We start from the raw sequence: 18,872 nt of genomic DNA, 5'->3' as shown, positions 1-18,872 counted from the left end.
GCAAAGGACTAGGCCATTCGCGGCTAGCTGCGCCTAAGATCTGCAGCCTTCAAGACCCGCAGAGGCATTACGGAGTTATTCAGAGGCTCCCTGGATAAAAAGTCCTTTCAAGTTAATCCTTGTCTTCGATCGTGCCAAGTTTATTGCTATTTCAACTTTATCTAAAAGCGATTCTTGCCATAAAGCTAGGTGTTTTTGTCCTTATTGTTCGTATCGTTTTAATTAATTTTTTATTAGTTTAAGTCTAATAGAGTAATTAATTTTTTATACTAGATCAGGTGCTGGAAAAGGAGTTGAGGGGGCGAAAATGGATAATAATGACAGCAAAAATTTTTCTAATGCCATAGAAGTACTATCCCTGGCAGCGCGGTACGCTGAGGAGTATGTTTCCGATATTCGCGATCGCCGCGTAAGTCCGTCCGCCTTTGATATTGATCAAATGCAATTTTTTAACAGTGACTTGGCCCGGGCTGGGGAACCGGCAGAGGCTGTTGTCGAGAGCCTGCACCGTTATGGTTCTCCGGCAACAGTTGCCAGTACCGGTGGGCGATTTTTCGGATTAGTGGTAGGTGGGGCTACGCCAGCTTCTATGGGCGCGGCGGTAATGAACGCCGTTTGGGACCAAGTGGCGGTTCTGGAGGCGTCGGCGCCTTCTGCAATTTATCTGGAGCGTATTGCGGCAAACTGGATATTGGAATTGTTAACCTTGCCAATGGAAAGTAGTGTGGGTTTCACCACAGGGTCATCTATGGCCAATATGGTGTGCTTGGCTGCTGCGCGAAATACGCTTTATCAAAAATTAAATATCGACTTGGCAAAAAGCGGGCTAGCCGGTGCGCCGCCACTGCGTATTGTTGTTTCTGAACAGTCCCATGTCACAGTTCACAAGGCGCTCTCTATTCTTGGATTTGGTATGGATCAGGTGATTAAAGCGCCCTGTGATGAACAGGGGAGGGTGCGAGCAGATACTTTTCCCGAGGTTGATGAAACCACCATTATTTGCCTGCAGGCAGGCAACGTAAACTCCGGCAGTTTTGATCCGTTTGCAGACATAATTCCCGAAGCTAAATCCAGAGGTGCCTGGGTACATGTCGACGGTGCCTTTGGTTTGTGGGCAGCGGCATCTCCAGCGAAATCAGTGTTGACTACTGGAGTAGAACAAGCAGATTCCTGGGCTGTAGATGCTCATAAATGGCTAAATACGCCTTATGACTGCGGTTTGGCAATTTGTCGAAAGCCGGGGGCTGTACACAATGTGATGACAACCCAGGCGCCATACTTGCAAGTGGGGTCGCTGGTGCCCCCCAAGGATATGGTGCCAGAATTCTCACGTCGGGCCAGAGGGGTGGAAGTGTGGGCGGCGATTCAGGAGATGGGCCCGAAGGGAGTAGCGGCGATGATTGATCGCTGCTGTATCCATGCCCAGCATCTGTGCGACGGCTTAGCAGAAATGGGCTATGAGATCCTTAACGATGTAGTGTTAAACCAGGTGGTGGCAACTATTGGCACTGCGGAAGACATTCAAGAGATAGTCAGGACCATACAGGAGGAGGGCGTTTGCTGGTTTGGAACGACTACCTGGAGAGGAAAAACGGCCCTGCGTATTAGCATCTCTTCCTGGGCGACTACCGATAATGATATTGCCCTCACCCTGGATGCTATTTGCCGGGCGACGGAGGCTCAGATGTCCAGATAACCCTTTGTGTGACTTGAAGTACTAGGGGGCCTTCTAAAGTAAATAGCACCTAATATCTGCATCTTTTAGGTTAGGCAGGGATATTGGTGAATTACTAAGAGGTTCTCTTTTTTCTACCTTTGGCCCTAGCAGCCAGTTTCAGTGGCGAGCGCCGTCTATCCTTGTTGAATGGGCGCGGATCTGGGCCATTTTGCGGTATTACTATTTCCGCCAACTCAGCCACTTTTTCAGCGCATAAAGGTGAGGGAGTCGGGTAGAACGATGACTTTTTGGCTGGTTTTAATTCTTTTTCTAATTCTATTCTGGCTTCTGTGGATGGCGTTTTGTAGTCCCAGTTTAAGTCGCAATGAGCTACTGAAATTCTCTTTTAATCAACTTACGCTGGCTGGTGGTTTATCCGTTAATTATCGCGAGATGGGGCCTGTTGATGGCGTTAATATACTTTGTCTTCACGGTGGTGGTGATTCACTGAGCGCCTGGAATGCCTGGGCGACAAAATTGGCAGAAAAATATCATGTTATTTTGGTGGACTTACCTGGGCATGGATTGACCGACCCGTTACCAGGAGGCACTTATACACCTAAGCATTTTGCCGATTTTATTGCAGAATTTGTCGCAACCCTGAAACTTAGGGACTATGTGATCGCTGGCCATTCATTTGGTGGAAATGGGGTTTTACGTTATTTAACAGGACATCCGAATATACCCAAGGTCGCCATTCTTATCTCTCCCGGTGGTTATAAATGTGGCAAGGGACTGGAAATGCCTGCTGGTATTGCTCGATTTGCCACCAGCCATTGGGGGCGAAAAATGGTTGCGCACATTGGTAGTCGTGGATTATTGAGAAAAATGCTGGCTTCCAAATTTTTCTACAATCCGCAGGCTCTGTCGGGGGAAATGTTGGAACGAATCTATTTGCTTTCCCGCTATGAGAAGAATCGCGGTACAGCGATCAATTTGGTTGCTAATGCCACAATCAATTTCCAGTCGTTGCCGGACTTGGAGACTATTAAAATTCCAGTTTTATTTATCTGGGGGGCAGAAGATCAAATTATTCCCTTGTCCGTAGGAAAGTATTTCTCTGACAAGTTGCCTAATGGAGAGTTAATCGTATATCAGAAGATGGGGCATATGTCCCATGTCGAAAATGCTGAACAAAGTGTCACCGACGCAATGGAGTTTTTGCAGCGTCAGGGGCTGTGACAATACAGTGGAAAATTTAAAAAAGAGGCCGCAGTGCGGCCGAGTTTGGGGGGATGAAAATCAAGAGCGCCTAATTGATGACAACCAGGCCGGCTTTCACTATGTCGTAGTGACTGAGTTCTGGTACCTGCTGATGTAGGTCGGTTTCCAGTCGATCGATGGATTCCAGTTGTGTACACAAGCGGTTTGCAGACTGCTCAATACTTTTACCGCGCTGTTCCAGTAAGCGCTCCGCCTCTTCAGTGGCCTGTTCTTCAATGCTTTCCCCGCCGGTAAAGGCAGCTTTGAAGGCATGCCAGGCAATAGTTCCCGCGGATTCCATAGCGAGGCGTTCGATACGGGGTTCAAACTCTTCAGAGATGGTTTTCTCTATATAGTTACCCATTTCCTCGTTTCCCAGCTGGTAGATCTCGCCCTCTCGATTGAGGCGGTCCTCAGTGCGCTGGATCAGGTCGGCGGAAAACTGTTGGAGTTCGAGGATATCCGGGTGGTCCGGCCCGGCGAGGGTGCTGATGGCAATGGATAGGCCATCCATTGCGATATCGACCGCCTCAAGGGTGAGTACCAGTGTGTCACGACCGGCGATGTGAAGCTGTTGACGGTACTCCTGAAGCAGTTGCTCCTGCTGAGAATTGAGGGGCAGCAACTCACCATCCACTGATAGCTGGTTGGGCAGCTGAAATGTCACCAGTTTTCCGTCTTCCCCATCGACGGTGAAAAAGTCCGGGCCTACTTCAATGGCGTAATCTGTGGACACGTTGCAGTCGTTGGTATCGACATGAAAAGAATCGTGGGCCATTGCCTGGGTACTGATACCGAGGCCTATCAGGGTTGAAAGTGCGATTGGCTTCCACATATGCCGGTTTCCTATTGTGTGTCTTTTCAATGTGACGCGCCTGAGTCGCCGAACAGATGCAGGCAGCTTGAAATATTTTTCATTTTTTCCTGACGCAGGCCCAGGGAGTGATGGCCAAGCGTGGATGTTCCAGCGGGTATTCTGTATTTTTAGCCCATAACACTTAATAAATTGAGGGTATTCAATGTCCATAAGCAGGCACATTGCCGCACTGTGCTTCTTGATAGTCAGCACAATGGCACAGGCCGGGAGCATCGCGGAGTACACCGCAGGCATGCATAGGCACAGCGGCTTCCACGACTTTTACTGGGACGAGGCTAACGGCCGGGTGTTGCTGGAGATCGATGAGTTTGAGCGCGAGTTACTCTTGCTCACCGGGCTGGCCCAGGGACTGGGTTCAAACCCGGTGGGCCTGGATCGGAACCAATTGGGTGAGAGCCGCTTGGTGAAGTTCCAGCATTCGGGTAATAAGGTATTACTGCATCAGGTGAATCTGAAATACCGTGCCCAATCAGCAAATGCGGCTGAGCGCCGCGCGGTTGAGGAAGCTTTCGCTTCGTCCGTACTCTGGGGCTTCAAGGTGCTTGCTCAGAGCGATAAGGCAATACTGGTGGACTTTACGCCTTTCCTGCTGAGCGATCAGCACGGCATTGCTACACGTCTCAAGGGCGCAGAGCAGGGCAGTTACAGTGTGGATAAGAGCAAGTCAGCAGTTTATCTGCCCCGCACAAAAAACTTTCCCAAGAACAGTGAGTTTGAGGCCCAGTTAACTTTTGCTGGATCAGCTCCGGGAAACTATCTGCGCGAAGTGGTTCCGACCCCTACATTGGTGTCCCTGCGCCAGCATATCTCCCTGATTGAATTGCCAGATAACGACTATGAGCCCCGCCGTTTTCACAGCCGCAGCGGCTACTTCCCGTTCGCTTATCGAGATTACGCTACAGCGATTGAAGAGCCTCTGGACCAGCGTTATATCTACCGTCATCGACTGGAGAAGAAGGCGGGTAGCGATGAGGTTGTGGAGCCGATTGTTTACTACGTAGATTCTGGAGTGCCTGAGCCGGTGCGCAGCGCCCTGATCGAAGGGGCGAGCTGGTGGGACCAGGCATTCGCTGCAGCAGGATTTAAAAATGCGTTTCGCGTAGAGATTCTGCCGGAGGGCGTCGATCCTTTGGATGTTCGCTATAACGTGATTAATTGGGTACACCGCTCCACTCGCGGTTGGTCCTACGGTTATTCGGTTTACGATCCCCGCACCGGCGAAATTCTAAAAGGCAATGTTACCTTGGGGTCCCTGCGTGTTCGCCAGGACTTTCTGATTGCTCAAGGGCTTGTACAGCCCTACCGCGGCGACACCGTCAGTACTGAGCAGCTAAAGAATATGGCCCTGGCCCGTATCCGTCAGCTATCCGCTCACGAAGTAGGCCACACCCTGGGGCTGGCGCATAACTTTGCTGCCAGTAGCGAAGAGCGCGCTTCAGTAATGGATTACCCGGCTCCGCTGGTCTCTCTGCTGGGAGGTAAGTTGGACCTGACAGATGCCTACGCCACTGGCATCGGCAGTTGGGATAAGTTGGCGGTTCGCTACGGCTATGGCGAGAGCGATGATGAAAAAAGTTATCTCGACAGTGTTATCGCTGAGGCCGGGGAACAAGAGCTGCGCTTTATTTCAGACCCGGACTCCCGCACCATCAATAATGCTCACGCAGTCTCACATCTTTGGGACAACGGCACCGACCCATTGATGGAATTCCAGCGGATGGTCGACTTGAGGCGTCATGCCCTGGATAACTTCTCTGCGGCGGCAGCGCCGTTATCCGCGCCCCGCTCTGACCTGGAAGAGACCCTGGTGCCTGTGTACTACGGTCATCGCTACCAGGCGGAGGCTGTGGGCAAATTGATTGGTGGCTTGGACTATGACTATGTCTACAACGGTACCGATCAAAATAGCTATACCCTGGTGCCCGCAGAGCGACAACAGCGGGCAATTGATGCACTGCTGGATACACTTTCGCCGCAGTTTCTCACCTTGCCGGAGCAGGTCTTGCAGCTGATTCCGCCCAAGTCCTATGGCTACGAACGTACTATCGAGAGCTTCCCCTCATATACGGGGGTAGCTTTTGATGGGGTGGCTCTGGCGGAAGCGGCTGCTGGGCATACGCTATCAATCCTGATGGACCCGCAGCGCGCGGCGCGAATGAATCAACAGAGTGCCCGCAGCAGTGAGGTACCGGGGTTTGCTAGCCTATTGCAGCGCTTGAGCGCACTGGCTCTGCAGGGTGAGGGTTATACCGGTCTGCAGGCGAGTGTGCACCAGCGGGTTAATCATGCCTATATCGAGCAGTTGATGTTACTGGGCAGTAATGCAAAGGCAGACGAATCAGTGCGGGCCAAAGCGCATTTGGAGCTGGCAAAACTTCTTCAGGAAATTGGTTCTATGCGGCTGTTTGGCGATGATCCTGAGGGCTATAGTGCGCACTATTACTATGAGGCACAGCGCATCGATGCCTTTAAGCAGGGCAAGCTGGAAGTAAAACCTGGTGCGGTTAAAGCGTTGCCGCCAGGATCTCCGATCTGATCTGATCTGAAATGGATAAAAGGGGGTGGACTGTAAACGCTCACCCCCTTTGGGCATTAACCGCGAATAAACTGGGACTTCTTTACCCAGTGATTTCCTCGGTATTGTCGAGTGGGTGTTGGGTTTTTCTTCGCCCAGAAAAAGTGGCGGTTAAACTGAAATTCCGCATCGTAACCCTCCGCCAGCGCTGCCAGGGGCATGGCTTGCCAGCTGGTCTGGCGGCGTTTGCTGGTTGCCTCCAGCAGGTACTCTTGATCGTTCAAGATGGCCACTACCCAGGCGTGCCCCTGACCTTTATGGGTTCCGAGTGCCACCCGCGCATCAACTCCCAATTCGATCAGCCAATCTGCCAGTAAAATAGCGTGGTCTTCACAGTCACCACGCTTTTGGTAATAGGCCTGCCGGGATGTTTGCCAAATGTCTGACAAACCGGCGTATTGCAGGTGATCGTATTGGTACTCTTTATTCATAGCCAGTGTATAAAGAGGCACCCAAAGCTGTTGAGTCTTAAAGGGCTTGAACCCCACCAGGTAGCTGTTGGCAAAGTGGTGTTGCTGGTCCAGTCCCCGGGCGGACGCTGTCGCCGCCTCAATTCCCTGCCAGTTCCACACTGAGACATGAGCGCTCTCTTCCAGTGAGCGTTTGTCGACTACTTTCTGGATGGTTTTTTCTTCCAGAGGATAGCGGGTACCCACCACTCGCACTACACCTTGTTGTGAGTCCACAATACTGGCTAACTGACTGCCGCTGCTACCAAAGCTCCGTAAATTATCGGAAAGGGGGATTTCCGGTGTGCTTTTAGTTGGCGGCTCCTGTGTATTAGCTCGCCGTACAAATTCAGGGGTGATCAGTGCGAGGGAAAGTATCAGTGTGATAGCCAGCCACTTGCGCATAGTGCTATCCCTTGAGGCCAAACGAAATAATGATGGCAACAAATATCAATATGGTTGATGCAAATATAGATACGGCGATATTGCCATTTTTTAGCTCGCCTTCGATATCTACAGAGCGAAGCAGTTTCTTATCAATGGTAATCAGTGCGGTGATACCAATAAATAACGCTAGCAGCGTATAAATCAGGTTAATGCCCAGGTTAAACAAGGTTGCCGTTAAAAATTCCAGTTCCATAAATCCTTCAGGTTAATTATGTTTATTAGTGACTGTTAATGGAATAATTTAAGCATAGGGTCTGATTGAGTGCAAAGGATGGCCGACCCAGATAAACCGGCAGATGAATTCACAGGTGATTATCAACCTTAATCGGCAATCCGGACTTTTTGATTAGTGTTTGATTTGGCTGGGTTGCTATTAGGGAATAGCTCTAGACGAAGAGTTGCTCCGCCGAAGAGATTTTACGCTTAATTTACCGGGAAAGCCTTTTGAAGGCGTGTATTTATTAGCTCGGTGTGTTATCCAGGCGGGAACCTGAATAACACACCGAGAGTGATTAGTTATCAATCTCGGTCATTTCATTCAATACAAACTCTTCAACGGCGCCCTCGGTGGCCTTCATATAGTCTTCCAGGTGCTTATTGTTCATGTGGGTTTGCCACAGATCGCGAGTTTCCCAATTTTCATAAAACAGGAAGTGTGCAGGATTGTCATTGTCCTGATGAAGGTTGTAATTAATGCAACCAGCTTCTGCTCGCGTTGTATTAATGAGTTTTAACAATTCAGATTTCACCAGGTCAATTTTGTCGGCCTTGGCTTTAATGTTGGCAACGATAGTGAGCCTGCTCATGTGAACACCTCTTTGTTTCAATATGTGTTGGATTAAGGTTTGTACTCTTTTCCTTGATCCTTTCAGAGGAGACCTAGTGAACAGCTTAGCTGCCTCCTGGGTAAGGACTGGGATGTCGAGCTGATGAAGTCATTCTAGATCTAGATTGCATCGCTAGAAACACTATAATCTTTGAATCTTTATCAAAAATATATTGAAAATATGCAGCTTGAAGACTTGAGGGTCATTCTTAAAGTGGCTGAGTTTCGCAGTATCACTGCGGCCGCCGCCAGTCTTGACTTACGCACTGCAACTGCCAGCGCAGCGATCAAGCGTGTGGAGAGCGCGCTGGGAGCGGACTTGTTTATTCGCACTACGCGGCAACTGCGGCTATCCAGTGCTGGGGAAAGGTTTATTCCCAAATGTGAGGAGGCCCTCCTGACTTTGGACCTCGCCCGGCAAAATCTCAAGGAAGACAGTGGCCAGATAGATGGTGAGCTTCGCATAGGTGCATCCTCGGACCTGGGAAGAAACCTTGTAACTCCCTGGCTCGATCAATTGTTACAGGAGCACCCGGGGCTGAGTCTTAGAGTGAATATCAGTGATAGCCAAGTGGACTTTTACCGGGATCCTGTGGATATCGCGTTGCGCTACGGCCCCCCAGCGGATGCCAACCTGTATGGTTTTAAGATTTGTGATGTACCCCGTTTATTGTGTGCAACCCCGGCCTACTTACAGGAAAAGGGTTCCCCAAAAACACCGGAGGATCTCTCCGCACATAATGGCCTTTTTTATCAGCTTCACGAGATTGTGCACAATAATTGGGAATTTTTTCGGGGCGAAGAGATATACAAGATACGTATGTCTGGGAACAGGTCGTCAAATGACGGTGACTTGGTGCGACGTTGGTGTACCTCTGGCTATGGACTTGCCATTAAGTCATGTCTGGATATGTCTGCGGATTTACTTTCCGGTCAGGTAGTGGCCACTATGCGTGACTATAAACCCAAGGCGACGGAGCTGTGGTTGGTATCTCCGGGGAGGCAGTCAATAACACCGACGGTACGATTAGTGCGCGATACTTTGAGAGAACGGTGTTCGGGGGTTTTAAAGCAGCTGCTCGCTGAGGGATTACTCTCTGAGAGCGATTTCCGTACGGGGGTGGATATATCTTGAGTCCCAAATAGTTTCTTAACCCTGTGGCTACCTATAAAAACTCTCAACAGGTTTTTCTCGGTTCTGGCAAAGGAAAGGGGAGCTTTGCTCCCCTTTCTTATTCAAGCCCTAGTTAATCCGAATGGGATCAGGAGCCGGAGCAGCCGTAGGTATCCAGGTAGTCATAGGCTGCTTTTGCCTGGACGAGGCCGTAGCCGTAAGCATTATCTCTTCCCGCATCACCGAGATCTTCCGCTGTGGCTGTAAGGGCGTTGCGGATTTCTGTATTGCTACAGCTGGGGAAGTGGCTCCATACCAATGCGGCAACACCGGCAACGTGTGGGGTAGCCATGGAAGTGCCATTGAAATATTCGTAGCTTGTAGCCTCATTTTCCAAATCTACGCTGGCACTCAGCTGCGTGAGTAGAGTTGCACCGTCAGTGTCAGAAATACCAACCGAAGGAATAGTGGTTACAGTATCGCTCAGGGTTGCGCTGGAGAGTAATCCCTCTTCATTGTTGTAAATAATCGCTCCGATACCACCACCGGACTCACAATTTAAAACTTTCTCCGCAAAGCTGATATTGCCGCGAGCAATCAGGCAAATCTTACCTGCCGCACGGGTGCAAGCGGATTCAGCCGTACCACAGTCTTCCATTGAACCGGTGATTGCACCAGCTGGGGTGCCTGATATTGGGGCTGATTCGATGTCAACACTGCCGACGGTTAAGCTAGAGATTCTGCCAGTATCAGTGGGAACAGAAGATAGAACCTGTACTCCGGGGGCGGAAAGTTCTACCTGGTCAGTCTGCTGAGAGGAGGACCAGATAGCTTTATCGCTATCGATAGCACCGACGGATACAACGGAAGAGTATGAGGCTGGATAGGAGTGCGCGGTGTTGCCGTCGTTTCCGGCTGCCGCGATGGACAGGATTCCCTGACGATTTAGATTGTTAAAGGTTCGTCTTTCGAGGAAGTTGGCACTTTCACCGCCCAGACTCATATTGATGATGTTGGCACCATTGTCGGCACAAACCTCTGCGGCTGCCATTAGGGAGGAGGAGTAGGCCCAGCCGTCGCCATCAAACACTTTTACAATATGCAGGTTAATATTACTGCTGGGCATCACGCCAACGACACCAGTACCATTATTCATCGCAGCGATAGTGCCGGCTACATGGGTGCCGTGACCGCTTTGATCTTCATACCAGTTACCTGCGCCGCTTGGGTCACTGGTACCAGTGACGGCGTTTCCGGATAAATCTTCGTGAACCAGGTCGTAGCCGGAATCAATAATACAGACTGTGCGGTTGCCGGCCTGAGTATCACCTAGTTGATCTGCCTGCACCATGGTGATCCCGTAGGGGGTTTCCTGGGACATCGGATACCGCTTAACGTCTTCTTCAATAAAAGCAACATCCGGGTTCGAGCGCATTTCTTTTAGGGTTGTTGCAGACATATGTGCTGCCATCGCATTCTGGCGGCGTATTTCAAGAGCCTGTCTTCCGCCTCTCTTCTTCATAAAAGACTTAACGGATTCGCCTTTTCCCTGCTTGAAAGTCACGATATAACGCTTGTCCTCAGCAGTGGCGTTGCCGGTTACGGCGAGCGCTAAAATGCTGGCTGCAAATACAGACAAGGATTTATTCATTAGATGCTCCTGAAGATTTCTATGTTTATTGTTGCTTTTGTCGACGTTCTAATTTCAAGTTTTTTTGGTTGTTGATATTTACTTGAGCGTCGAAGAGGGGAATTTATCAGGCTTTTCTTGTCGTATGAATAATTATTTTTTAACTACTGTTATTTTTGTTTTCTTGTTGAATTTATATTTTGTTTTATTTTTATCTTTTTAAGGATATTTTTAATTTTTTTAAGTGGGATCGCAGCTTTTATTTTTTTGTTTGCTAAGTTTTTAGGCTGTTTCTATTTCTGGGGGAGCTATTAGGGTTTTAAAGTTGAAGCTCTGAGTATCATCTTGATACCTAATGATGGAAGTTGTGAGTTGGAGCAAAGAATTCTAGTTTGAATGCAGCATGTCAATTATTATTGGCTAGGTGAGGGCATTAAGGTGTGTTTCTATTTTTCATTGGTATTCATCCGTTTGGAACGATAGAAGGCGGCCAGTCATACATGAGAGTATAGGCTGGCCGCTATCGCTAGCTTTTATCCCTCTTCGGTCGAAGTTGCGCCAGGTAAATCCTTATCTACTTTGATTTCGGTAACTGACCCCATACCAAGTTTACCAATTTTATCTTTTATCTTGGTTTTGTCTCCAACGATAATCCAGGTAAATTGATCAACCTTTAAAGTATCTCGAGCAAGTGAATGGATCGAAGGTAGATCGACATTGCGAACTTCATTTGCATAACCTTCCATATAATTCAAAGGTCGATCGTAGGTAACCATTCCAGAAATAGCTCCTGATATAGCTCGAACTGTTTCAAAACGGCCGGGCAATTCATTGATTCGCTTGTCTTTAATTTTCTGCAGCTCGTCTTCTTTTGCTGGAGAATCGCCGACATAGGCTTGGAGTTCTTTATAAAGCTCTTTTAAAGATTCACTGGTCTTGTCCGTTTGAACTGGTGCATAGACTAAGAGCGGTTGCTGTCCTTTGGCCCCAGTCATAAATGAATAGGCTCCATAAGCCCAGTGCTTATCCTCCCGCAAATTCATATTAATTCGCGCGGTAAAAGTGCCTCCAAAGATATCATTCATCATATGTAAGGCTTCTCGCTGTGGCATCGTTTCCGACGGAGCCAGGAGGCCGCCAATAATTATGCTCTGTTCAGCTCCCGGTTTATCAATTAGATAAATTCTGGTTCTTTCTGGGTGCGCAACCTGTTGTAGATTCTTTGTAGGTAACGGCTCTTCGGGTGCTTTCCAATCCGCAAAGTGCTGCTCTAATTTTTTTGTCAGATCACCCATGCTGATATCTCCGACTGCAACCAGAGTGGCATTATCGGGGCGCATCCAGGTTTTGTGGTAATTTACCAGATCTTCACGGTTCAGGGAGCTGATAGAGCTTTCTGTTCCCGAACCGGTGAGAGGAACTGCATAAGCATGTCCTTCACCATATAAAAGAGGTGGCAGATTCCGCAAAGCCATGTTTACCGGCTGGGTTTTTTCCTGCTGGATTCCTGCTATCCACCGAGCACGTTTCCGCTCAATCTCTTCATCGGAATAGGCTGGATGCATTACGATATCGGCAAACAAGGATATGGAGCTATCGAGATTGTTTTTTAATGCGTTGAGCCGTACAGAAGAAGTATCAATGTTCGAACCAGCCGAGATTCTGGCCCCTAACATTTCTGCTTTGGCATCAATCTCTAAGGCGCTTAATTTTGTAGTCCCTTCCTTTAGCATGGACATGGCATAGCTAGAGGTTCCCAGTTTAGCACCCTGGTCTGCAGCGTAACCGGCATCAAACATAAGGCGAATATCGACTACTGGCGCAGAGTCGCGTTGGGCAAGTATCACTTTTAGACCGTTAGAGAGTTTCGTGGTCTGTAATTCTGGAAATGGGATGCTGGGGAATTCACCGGTATCGGGTAATTTAGACCTATCTGCACCAGTCTCGGAAGTAGTGTATTTGGGGAAAGGGTGTACTTCCAGATTATAATCACCACTGGAAAGCCATTTTACTGCGGCTTCTTTTACCTTTTGAGGGCTGGTGTTTTGCATTTTGGTTAACGCTTCCAGGTAAGCGTTGGGATTGTCGAGGTAGAGTTCACCCCGAGCCAAAATTACGCCCTTACCGCCCCAGCCACCTACCTGCTCGAGGTTGCGTGCTTGGGATGCATAGTGACTCATATTAACCCTTGCAAGTTCCTCTTTGCTTGGCCCTTCCTTGAGAAAACGTTGTAGTTCTTCCTCAATGGCGGCCTCTACTGTTGCGAGTTCAACCCCGGGCTTTACATCGGCAACAATAGGGAAGATGGAAGACAATTCAAATTCATGCAGCCCAATATTAACTTTGGTAGCGATTTGATCTTCGTATACGAGGCGCTGGTAGAGCCGGGAGTTTTTTCCATCCCCCAAAACTGCTGCTGCCAAAGCAATAGCTCCAGCATCGTCGTGAGCTAGATTAGGGGTATTCCAGACTTTATAAAGACGCGATTGAGCAACTTGATCAAACATCTGCTCACGGCTGGACTGATCTCGCTTGGCAATCCACGCTTTTTTCTTGATAAGAGGAGGGCCGGAGGGAATGTCGCCAAAAAAATGGGCTGCTTTTTCTTTTGCTGTTTCTACATCAATATCACCGGCAAGTACTAGTACGGTATTAGCTGCGCCGTAATACTGTTTAAACCACTCGTGAACATCTTCAAGAGAAGCTGCATTCAGGTCTTCCATTGAGCCGATGGTGGTCCAGGAGTAGGGATGCCCAGCTGGATAAATTGCTTTCTGCATCCGCTCCCATACTTTCCCATAGGGCTGGTTCTGGCCCTGGCGCTTCTCATTCTGCACAACGCCACGCTGCTCATCGAGTTTTTCCTGAGTAATTACGCCCAATAGATGACCCATTCGGTCAGACTCCATCCATAGTGCCATGTCTAAGGCGTTGGTGGGTACTGTTTCGAAGTAATTTGTGCGGTCCAGCCAGGTGGTGCCATTCATGCCCGTTGCACCGGCTAGTTCAAACGGTTTAAAAAACTCGTCATTGTAGTTTTCTGAACCATTGAACATCAGGTGCTCAAACAAATGCGCAAACCCTGTTCTTCCAGGTTTTTCATCTTTTGAACCAACGTGATACCAGACACCCACGGAAACAATAGGAGCCTTGCGATCCTCGTGGACGATTACACGCAGGCCATTAGGAAGAGTGAACTTCTCATAATCTATTTTCAGGGACTCCAATTTATTTTCTAACTTTTCGGCGATAAACGGGTCTTTTTTGATCTCGGGATTTTTATTATTTTGGGGAGCGTCACTGCAAGCTGAGAGCGCAATAGCGAGCACTAATGGAGTGCTGTACTTCCATACCGTTTTCATAATGGTTTCCTTGTCCATTTTTCCTATAGGAGAGAGTTATCGTTCCATGGCTTTTTTATAGTTCTAAACTGGTATTAGGTGATTTTCTTTGTGCTTCCATTAAATTAGATTTGGAGCACCAAACCAGCATTGGAAAACCCTGCATTGGTATAAGCAGAGAAAGCTGCCAGAAAGCCTGATAATAAATGGCTGGTTTGGGGCTTAGCAAATTTAAGTTGTAATTTTTTGGGCGTACGACTCAGTAGGCTTGGCGTATGATTTCAATACCCGGAAGGATCGCTCGATTCCAGGCAGCGTCAACTTCTGGTGAGTATTCCTCGTCGTGCTGTCTAATGGTGGCGAGCAGGGCGTCGAGCCAGAGACGATACCATTCTGGGCGGATATTATAGCCATTGCGATCGTGGCTTTTACCCAGAGCGCGCAGTTTGGTGTCTGGCATGCCGCGTGAATAAAGCACCAGCTGCATAATGCCGTTACGCAAAAGATGGCGCTGGGCCTTCATATCTGTATTGGCAAAGAGCTGACGAATGTCTGTAGAACTTCCCATAAATCGATCATAAAAATCCACAAAAAATTGTTCTTTATTACAGCAACGCCCATAGCTTTGAAAAACGATATCACTGTCCGTTGGTTGCATCGTTTTGGTTACCTCTTATGTTGGCCACTCTCAGTTTTACTTTTAAGTGGCCTCTGTGACTAATATGCATTTGGAAGGGGGGCGGCGATTCTATCGATCGAACTTGGGTGCGGGAAGAGTAATTTGACTGTAAATGCGTGTTATCTGGCGTAATTAAAAAGTAGTTCTCAACCGGCGAATTACTAAATCGCCATTGTCACTTTGGGTTCCAATCAGCTTTCTCCTTATCGCTAGATGCCGATCGTGAGCCCCAGAGCATATGTATGGACCCTTATAGCTACTTAAATAGCGGAGCGATTGTGGCAGGCTCGTGAGGAAATCTAACGTTGCGATAAAGCTGTTTGAAAATTGGCTCCAGGTGTCATCTTAAATGGGAGTGATTGCTCGCTTACAGCGCAAGTCAAGGGCGATAAGCATCGACTACAACTGATTATATGACCCAGAAGACAGTAACAACTGCGCTAATAATGCGTAGATTGGCTGTTATAACAACGTATTCCCCTGTTTTTAATATCGGCATCGATAGGTTCCAGTTGATATAATCGCCGCCCACATTTTTCAGTTAATCGAAGTAGAAGAGGATTGGCTAATGGCGGTCAAACTGATGGCAGATCTCGATCTCGCTGGTAAGCGCTTACTTATCCGTGAGGACCTGAATGTACCGGTTAAGGACGGTCGTGTAACTTCCGATGCACGTATTCGCGCGGCACTACCGACGATAAAAGCCGCCATCGAAGCCGGGGCTAAAGTGCTGTTGATGTCCCACCTGGGGCGCCCTACAGAGGGGGAGTACGCGGAAGAATTCTCCCTGGCCCCTGTAGCTGCACACCTGGGTGAGCTGTTGGGCCGTGATGTGGCGCTGGTCAAAGAGTGGCGCGATGGCGTTGAGCTGGCCGATGGGGAAGTTGCCCTGCTGGAAAATGTACGTTTCAACAGTGGTGAAAAGAAGGACGATGAGTCTTTGGCAAAGGCCTATGCCCAGTTGTGCGATATCTTCGTGATGGATGCCTTTGGTACTGCCCACCGGGCCCAGGCTTCCACCCATGGTGTGGCTAAATTTGCACCGGTTGCTTGCGCCGGCCCTCTGTTGGCTGTTGAGCTGGACGCACTGGAGAAAGCCTTGGCTGAACCGGCGCGCCCGCTGGTTGCTATTGTTGGTGGTTCCAAAGTTTCTACAAAATTGACGGTACTCGAAAGCCTGGCTGACAAAGTCGATCAGCTGATTGTTGGTGGTGGTATTGCCAATACCTTCCTGGCAGCCAGCGGCAAGCCAGTGGGCAAGTCCCTTTGCGAGCACGATCTGGTAGATACCGCCAAGGCCCTGATGCAGAAGTGTGATATCCCTGTGCCTACCGATGTAGTCACAGGCAAAGAGTTCAGTGAATCCGCCGCAGCGGAAACCAAAAGTGCCGATGCTGTGGTTGAAGACGATATGATCTTTGATATCGGCCCGAAATCCTCCGAGCAACTGGAAGATATTCTCAGCAGTGCGAAAACCATTATCTGGAATGGTCCTGTAGGTGTGTTTGAATTTGACCAGTTTGGCAACGGTACCGAGCACCTCTCTAAAGCCATTGCCGAGAGCGCAGCGTTTTCTATAGCTGGTGGCGGCGACACCCTGGCAGCTGTGGATAAGTATGGCATTGCCGACAAGGTTTCCTATATCTCCACGGGTGGCGGTGCCTTCCTTGAATATGTTGAAGGTAAGAAGCTCCCGGCGGTCGCTATACTGGAAAGCCGCGCACAAGACTAAATAACGAAAAATAAGGCCTGTCGCAATTTGCAGGCAGGTCATAAAAGCAAAAATACAAATACTACGAGTAGACGAGAAAGGAATTAATTATGGCTCTTATCAGCCTGCGCCAAATGTTGGACCATGCCGCAGAGCATGGCTACGGTGTACCTGCATTTAATGTAAACAATCTAGAGCAGATGCGTGCGATTATGGAAGCGGCCAAAGAGACCGATTCTCCAGTAATCGTTCAAGCCTCTGCGGGCGCCCGCAAGTACGCCGGCGCTCCCTTCCTGCGCCACCTTATTCTTGCCGCTATTGAGGAGTTCCCTGAGATCCCGGTAGTTATGCACCAGGATCACGGCACCAGCCCCGCCGTTTGCCAGCGCTCTATCCAACTGGGCTTTAGCTCAGTGATGATGGACGGCTCCCTTGAGGAAGACGGCAAGACCCCGGCTTCTTACGAGTACAACGTAGATGTCACCAAGCGCGCGGTGGATATGGCCCACGCCTGTGGTGTTTCTGTTGAAGGTGAGCTGGGCTGCCTGGGTTCCCTGGAAACCGGTATGGCTGGAGAGGAAGACGGGGTTGGCGCTGAGGGCAAGCTGTCCCACGACCAGCTGCTGACTGATCCAGAAGAGGCCGCTGACTTCGTACAGAAGACCAAGGTGGATGCCCTGGCAATTGCCTGTGGTACCAGTCACGGTGCTTACAAGTTTACTCGTCCGCCCACCGGGGACATCCTGGCCATCGACCGTATCAAAGAGATTCACGCTCGTATTCCAGGTACCCACCTGGTAATGCACGGTTCCTCTTCTGTACCCCAGGAGTGGCTGGCTGTAATCAATGAGTTTGGTGGTGAGATCCCGGAAACCTACGGCGTTCCTGTTGAGCAGATCTGTGAAGGTATCAAGTACGGTGTGCGCAAGGTCAATATCGATACCGACCTGCGCTTGGCCTCGACTGGTGCCACACGTCGCTTCCTGGCTCAGAACCCATCTGAGTTTGACCCGCGCAAGTTCTACAAAGCCGCTATGCAAGCGATGAAGGAAATCTGTATCGCTCGTTATGAGGCGTTTGGCACAGCTGGTAATGCCAGCAAGATTCGCCCTGTTAGCCTCGATGTTATGAGCGAACGCTACGCTGCTGGTGAGCTGGAGCCGCAAATCAAGTAACGGTCATCCACTGTTGCGAAGAGGTGGGCTCTATGCCCACCTTTTTTCTTTTCAGGTTGTCTTTCCCGCTACGATATCACTACCCCTACCGCCAAAATGCAGTACCATTGCACTAATGGATACTTTGCAAGACCTCAGCACCTACGATAATAGCCCGGTAATAAAGCGACCGGACTACTCTGCATTGCGTCAGAAGTTGCCTGAACTGGATTTTGGCGCTGACGAAACCCCTCTGTGCAAAGAGCTGCGGGATTATCGTAATTTTTACGATTTGCATTTTCCCCGAGCCCATAAGACCGGGGTAGGCACATTTAAAGTTGCCGGATTTGAATTGGTTTCACAGTATTGGATGGTCGAGAATCCCAAGGGCACTTTGTTTATTTGCCACGGCTATTTTGATCATACGGGTATTTATGGTCCGGCAATCCGCTTTGGCCTGGAGCGGGATCTCAATGTGGTGATTTTTGATTTCCCCGGACATGGTTTATCCAGTGGTGAGCGTGTAGCTATCCATACTTTCCTGCAATACCGCCAGGCGTTTGATGGACTGTTGGAAGTTGCGCGAAATAAGTTGCCTGGGCCCTGGCATGCAATGGGCCAGAGCACCGGTGGCGCTGCACTACTAGCCCATCTGCAATACAGCCGCTGGCAGCCACTGGATAAGGTCTTTTTGTTGGCTCCCTTGGTAAGGCCGTCAAACTGGGCTTGGCTAAATCGCTGGAAATATTATGTGGGCCGTCTGTTTATCCGCGAACCCGGCCGGGCCTTTACAATTAATACCCACGATGTGGAGTTTTCTCGACGTCAGGCACTCAGGGACCCCCTTCAATCTCAATCAATCTCTATGAGCTGGCTCAGGGCGATGGTGGATTGGTTGCAGACATTTCCCCGCACGGCACGCAACCCACGCCCGATCCTTTTGGTTCAGGGAACGGATGATAAAACCGTTGATTGGCGTTATGGTCTTCATGCTGTTCGGAATCGTTTTCCCAATTGCCACCGGGTATTGATACGCGGCGCTCGGCACCAGATGATTAACGAAACCCAACCTTATCGCCATCAAATATTAGCGGCGATGGATGAGTGGTTAACCAAATAGGCTGTGAGCGATAACTTGTATCGCTCAAC

Annotated in this window: 14 protein-coding genes; 7 read left to right on the top strand and 7 right to left on the bottom strand. The window is 49.3% G+C overall.

Going from position 1 to position 18,872, the window contains the following annotated elements:
- Positions 1 to 307 precede the first annotated feature (307 nt).
- Positions 308 to 1,696: a pyridoxal phosphate-dependent decarboxylase family protein gene (locus ACJJII_RS04785; RefSeq protein WP_444918483.1), complete on the top strand. Its 1,389-nt coding sequence runs from the start codon at positions 308 to 310 to the stop codon at positions 1,694 to 1,696.
- Between the two features lie 261 nt (positions 1,697 to 1,957).
- Positions 1,958 to 2,899, top strand: a complete 942-nt coding sequence (locus ACJJII_RS04780; RefSeq protein ID WP_444918482.1) for an alpha/beta fold hydrolase — start codon at positions 1,958 to 1,960, stop codon at positions 2,897 to 2,899.
- Between the two features lie 70 nt (positions 2,900 to 2,969).
- On the opposite strand, the gene ACJJII_RS04775 is transcribed toward ACJJII_RS04780, so the two are convergent.
- Entirely contained in the window at positions 2,970 to 3,755 is a 786-nt protein-coding gene (locus ACJJII_RS04775; protein WP_444918481.1) for a DUF2884 family protein, read from the bottom strand.
- A gap of 184 nt (positions 3,756 to 3,939) precedes the next feature.
- On the opposite strand from ACJJII_RS04775, the gene ACJJII_RS04770 reads away from it, so the two are divergent.
- The gene (locus tag ACJJII_RS04770; RefSeq protein WP_444918480.1) at positions 3,940 to 6,333 is read left to right on the top strand and encodes a zinc-dependent metalloprotease; all 2,394 of its coding nucleotides are present in this window, start codon (positions 3,940 to 3,942) and stop codon (positions 6,331 to 6,333) included.
- 56 nt (positions 6,334 to 6,389) lie between these two features.
- Here ACJJII_RS04770 and ACJJII_RS04765 read toward each other — a convergent pair whose 3' ends face one another.
- From ACJJII_RS04765 to ACJJII_RS04755, 3 genes are all read right to left on the bottom strand, one after another.
- Positions 6,390 to 7,226 (bottom strand): transglutaminase domain-containing protein, encoded by an 837-nt coding sequence (locus ACJJII_RS04765; protein WP_444918479.1) that lies wholly within the window; start codon positions 7,224 to 7,226, stop codon positions 6,390 to 6,392.
- 4 nt (positions 7,227 to 7,230) lie between these two features.
- On the bottom strand, positions 7,231 to 7,461 hold the full coding sequence (locus ACJJII_RS04760; protein WP_108734840.1) for a DUF350 domain-containing protein: 231 nt from the start codon (positions 7,459 to 7,461) through the stop codon (positions 7,231 to 7,233).
- Between the two features lie 319 nt (positions 7,462 to 7,780).
- Positions 7,781 to 8,074, bottom strand: a complete 294-nt coding sequence (locus tag ACJJII_RS04755; RefSeq protein WP_282930872.1) for a putative quinol monooxygenase — start codon at positions 8,072 to 8,074, stop codon at positions 7,781 to 7,783.
- Between the two features lie 201 nt (positions 8,075 to 8,275).
- Between ACJJII_RS04755 and ACJJII_RS04750 the strand changes: the two genes are divergently transcribed.
- On the top strand, positions 8,276 to 9,229 hold the full coding sequence (locus ACJJII_RS04750) for a LysR family transcriptional regulator (protein ID WP_444918478.1): 954 nt from the start codon (positions 8,276 to 8,278) through the stop codon (positions 9,227 to 9,229).
- Between the two features lie 127 nt (positions 9,230 to 9,356).
- On the opposite strand, the gene ACJJII_RS04745 is transcribed toward ACJJII_RS04750, so the two are convergent.
- The 3 genes from ACJJII_RS04745 to ACJJII_RS04735 all read right to left on the bottom strand — a co-directional run bounded on the left by ACJJII_RS04745 (position 9,357) and on the right by ACJJII_RS04735 (position 14,837).
- Complete coding sequence (locus ACJJII_RS04745) at positions 9,357 to 10,859, bottom strand: S8 family serine peptidase (protein ID WP_444918477.1); 1,503 nt, start codon at positions 10,857 to 10,859, stop codon at positions 9,357 to 9,359.
- A 512-nt stretch (positions 10,860 to 11,371) separates the two neighbouring features.
- A complete protein-coding gene (locus ACJJII_RS04740; protein WP_444918476.1) occupies positions 11,372 to 14,200 on the bottom strand; it encodes a M16 family metallopeptidase in 2,829 nt (942 codons plus the stop codon).
- A gap of 238 nt (positions 14,201 to 14,438) precedes the next feature.
- Positions 14,439 to 14,837 carry a globin gene (locus tag ACJJII_RS04735; RefSeq protein ID WP_413663658.1) on the bottom strand — a complete coding sequence of 133 codons (399 nt, stop codon included), beginning with the start codon at positions 14,835 to 14,837 and terminating at the stop codon, positions 14,439 to 14,441.
- 589 nt (positions 14,838 to 15,426) lie between these two features.
- On the opposite strand from ACJJII_RS04735, the gene ACJJII_RS04730 reads away from it, so the two are divergent.
- From ACJJII_RS04730 to ACJJII_RS04720, 3 genes are all read left to right on the top strand, one after another.
- Positions 15,427 to 16,590 carry a phosphoglycerate kinase gene (locus ACJJII_RS04730; protein WP_444918475.1) on the top strand — a complete coding sequence of 388 codons (1,164 nt, stop codon included), beginning with the start codon at positions 15,427 to 15,429 and terminating at the stop codon, positions 16,588 to 16,590.
- 89 nt (positions 16,591 to 16,679) lie between these two features.
- Positions 16,680 to 17,744: a class II fructose-bisphosphate aldolase gene (gene fba, locus ACJJII_RS04725; protein ID WP_282930878.1), complete on the top strand. Its 1,065-nt coding sequence runs from the start codon at positions 16,680 to 16,682 to the stop codon at positions 17,742 to 17,744.
- 115 nt (positions 17,745 to 17,859) lie between these two features.
- On the top strand, positions 17,860 to 18,843 hold the full coding sequence (locus ACJJII_RS04720) for an alpha/beta hydrolase (RefSeq protein ID WP_444918474.1): 984 nt from the start codon (positions 17,860 to 17,862) through the stop codon (positions 18,841 to 18,843).
- Positions 18,844 to 18,872 lie beyond the last annotated feature (29 nt).

It is taken from the genome of Microbulbifer maximicatervae (SeqCode) (assembly GCF_052467825.1).
This window is presented reverse-complemented; position numbering and strand designations above follow the sequence as displayed.

What these genes read in the sequence shown, in the direction of transcription:
- ACJJII_RS04740 (WP_444918476.1), bottom strand. Translation starts at nt 14,200, where the DNA reads ATGAAAACGGTATGGAAGTACAGCACTCCATTAGTGCTCGCTATTGCG.
- ACJJII_RS04745 (WP_444918477.1), bottom strand. Translation starts at nt 10,859, where the DNA reads ATGAATAAATCCTTGTCTGTATTTGCAGCCAGCATTTTAGCGCTCGCC.
- ACJJII_RS04750 (WP_444918478.1), top strand. Translation starts at nt 8,276, where the DNA reads ATGCAGCTTGAAGACTTGAGGGTCATTCTTAAAGTGGCTGAGTTTCGC.
- ACJJII_RS04780 (WP_444918482.1), top strand. Translation starts at nt 1,958, where the DNA reads ATGACTTTTTGGCTGGTTTTAATTCTTTTTCTAATTCTATTCTGGCTT.
- ACJJII_RS04720 (WP_444918474.1), top strand. Translation starts at nt 17,860, where the DNA reads ATGGATACTTTGCAAGACCTCAGCACCTACGATAATAGCCCGGTAATA.
- fba (WP_282930878.1), top strand. Translation starts at nt 16,680, where the DNA reads ATGGCTCTTATCAGCCTGCGCCAAATGTTGGACCATGCCGCAGAGCAT.
- ACJJII_RS04775 (WP_444918481.1), bottom strand. Translation starts at nt 3,755, where the DNA reads ATGTGGAAGCCAATCGCACTTTCAACCCTGATAGGCCTCGGTATCAGT.
- ACJJII_RS04730 (WP_444918475.1), top strand. Translation starts at nt 15,427, where the DNA reads ATGGCGGTCAAACTGATGGCAGATCTCGATCTCGCTGGTAAGCGCTTA.
- ACJJII_RS04755 (WP_282930872.1), bottom strand. Translation starts at nt 8,074, where the DNA reads ATGAGCAGGCTCACTATCGTTGCCAACATTAAAGCCAAGGCCGACAAA.
- ACJJII_RS04765 (WP_444918479.1), bottom strand. Translation starts at nt 7,226, where the DNA reads ATGCGCAAGTGGCTGGCTATCACACTGATACTTTCCCTCGCACTGATC.
- ACJJII_RS04770 (WP_444918480.1), top strand. Translation starts at nt 3,940, where the DNA reads ATGTCCATAAGCAGGCACATTGCCGCACTGTGCTTCTTGATAGTCAGC.
- ACJJII_RS04760 (WP_108734840.1), bottom strand. Translation starts at nt 7,461, where the DNA reads ATGGAACTGGAATTTTTAACGGCAACCTTGTTTAACCTGGGCATTAAC.
- ACJJII_RS04735 (WP_413663658.1), bottom strand. Translation starts at nt 14,837, where the DNA reads ATGCAACCAACGGACAGTGATATCGTTTTTCAAAGCTATGGGCGTTGC.
- ACJJII_RS04785 (WP_444918483.1), top strand. Translation starts at nt 308, where the DNA reads ATGGATAATAATGACAGCAAAAATTTTTCTAATGCCATAGAAGTACTA.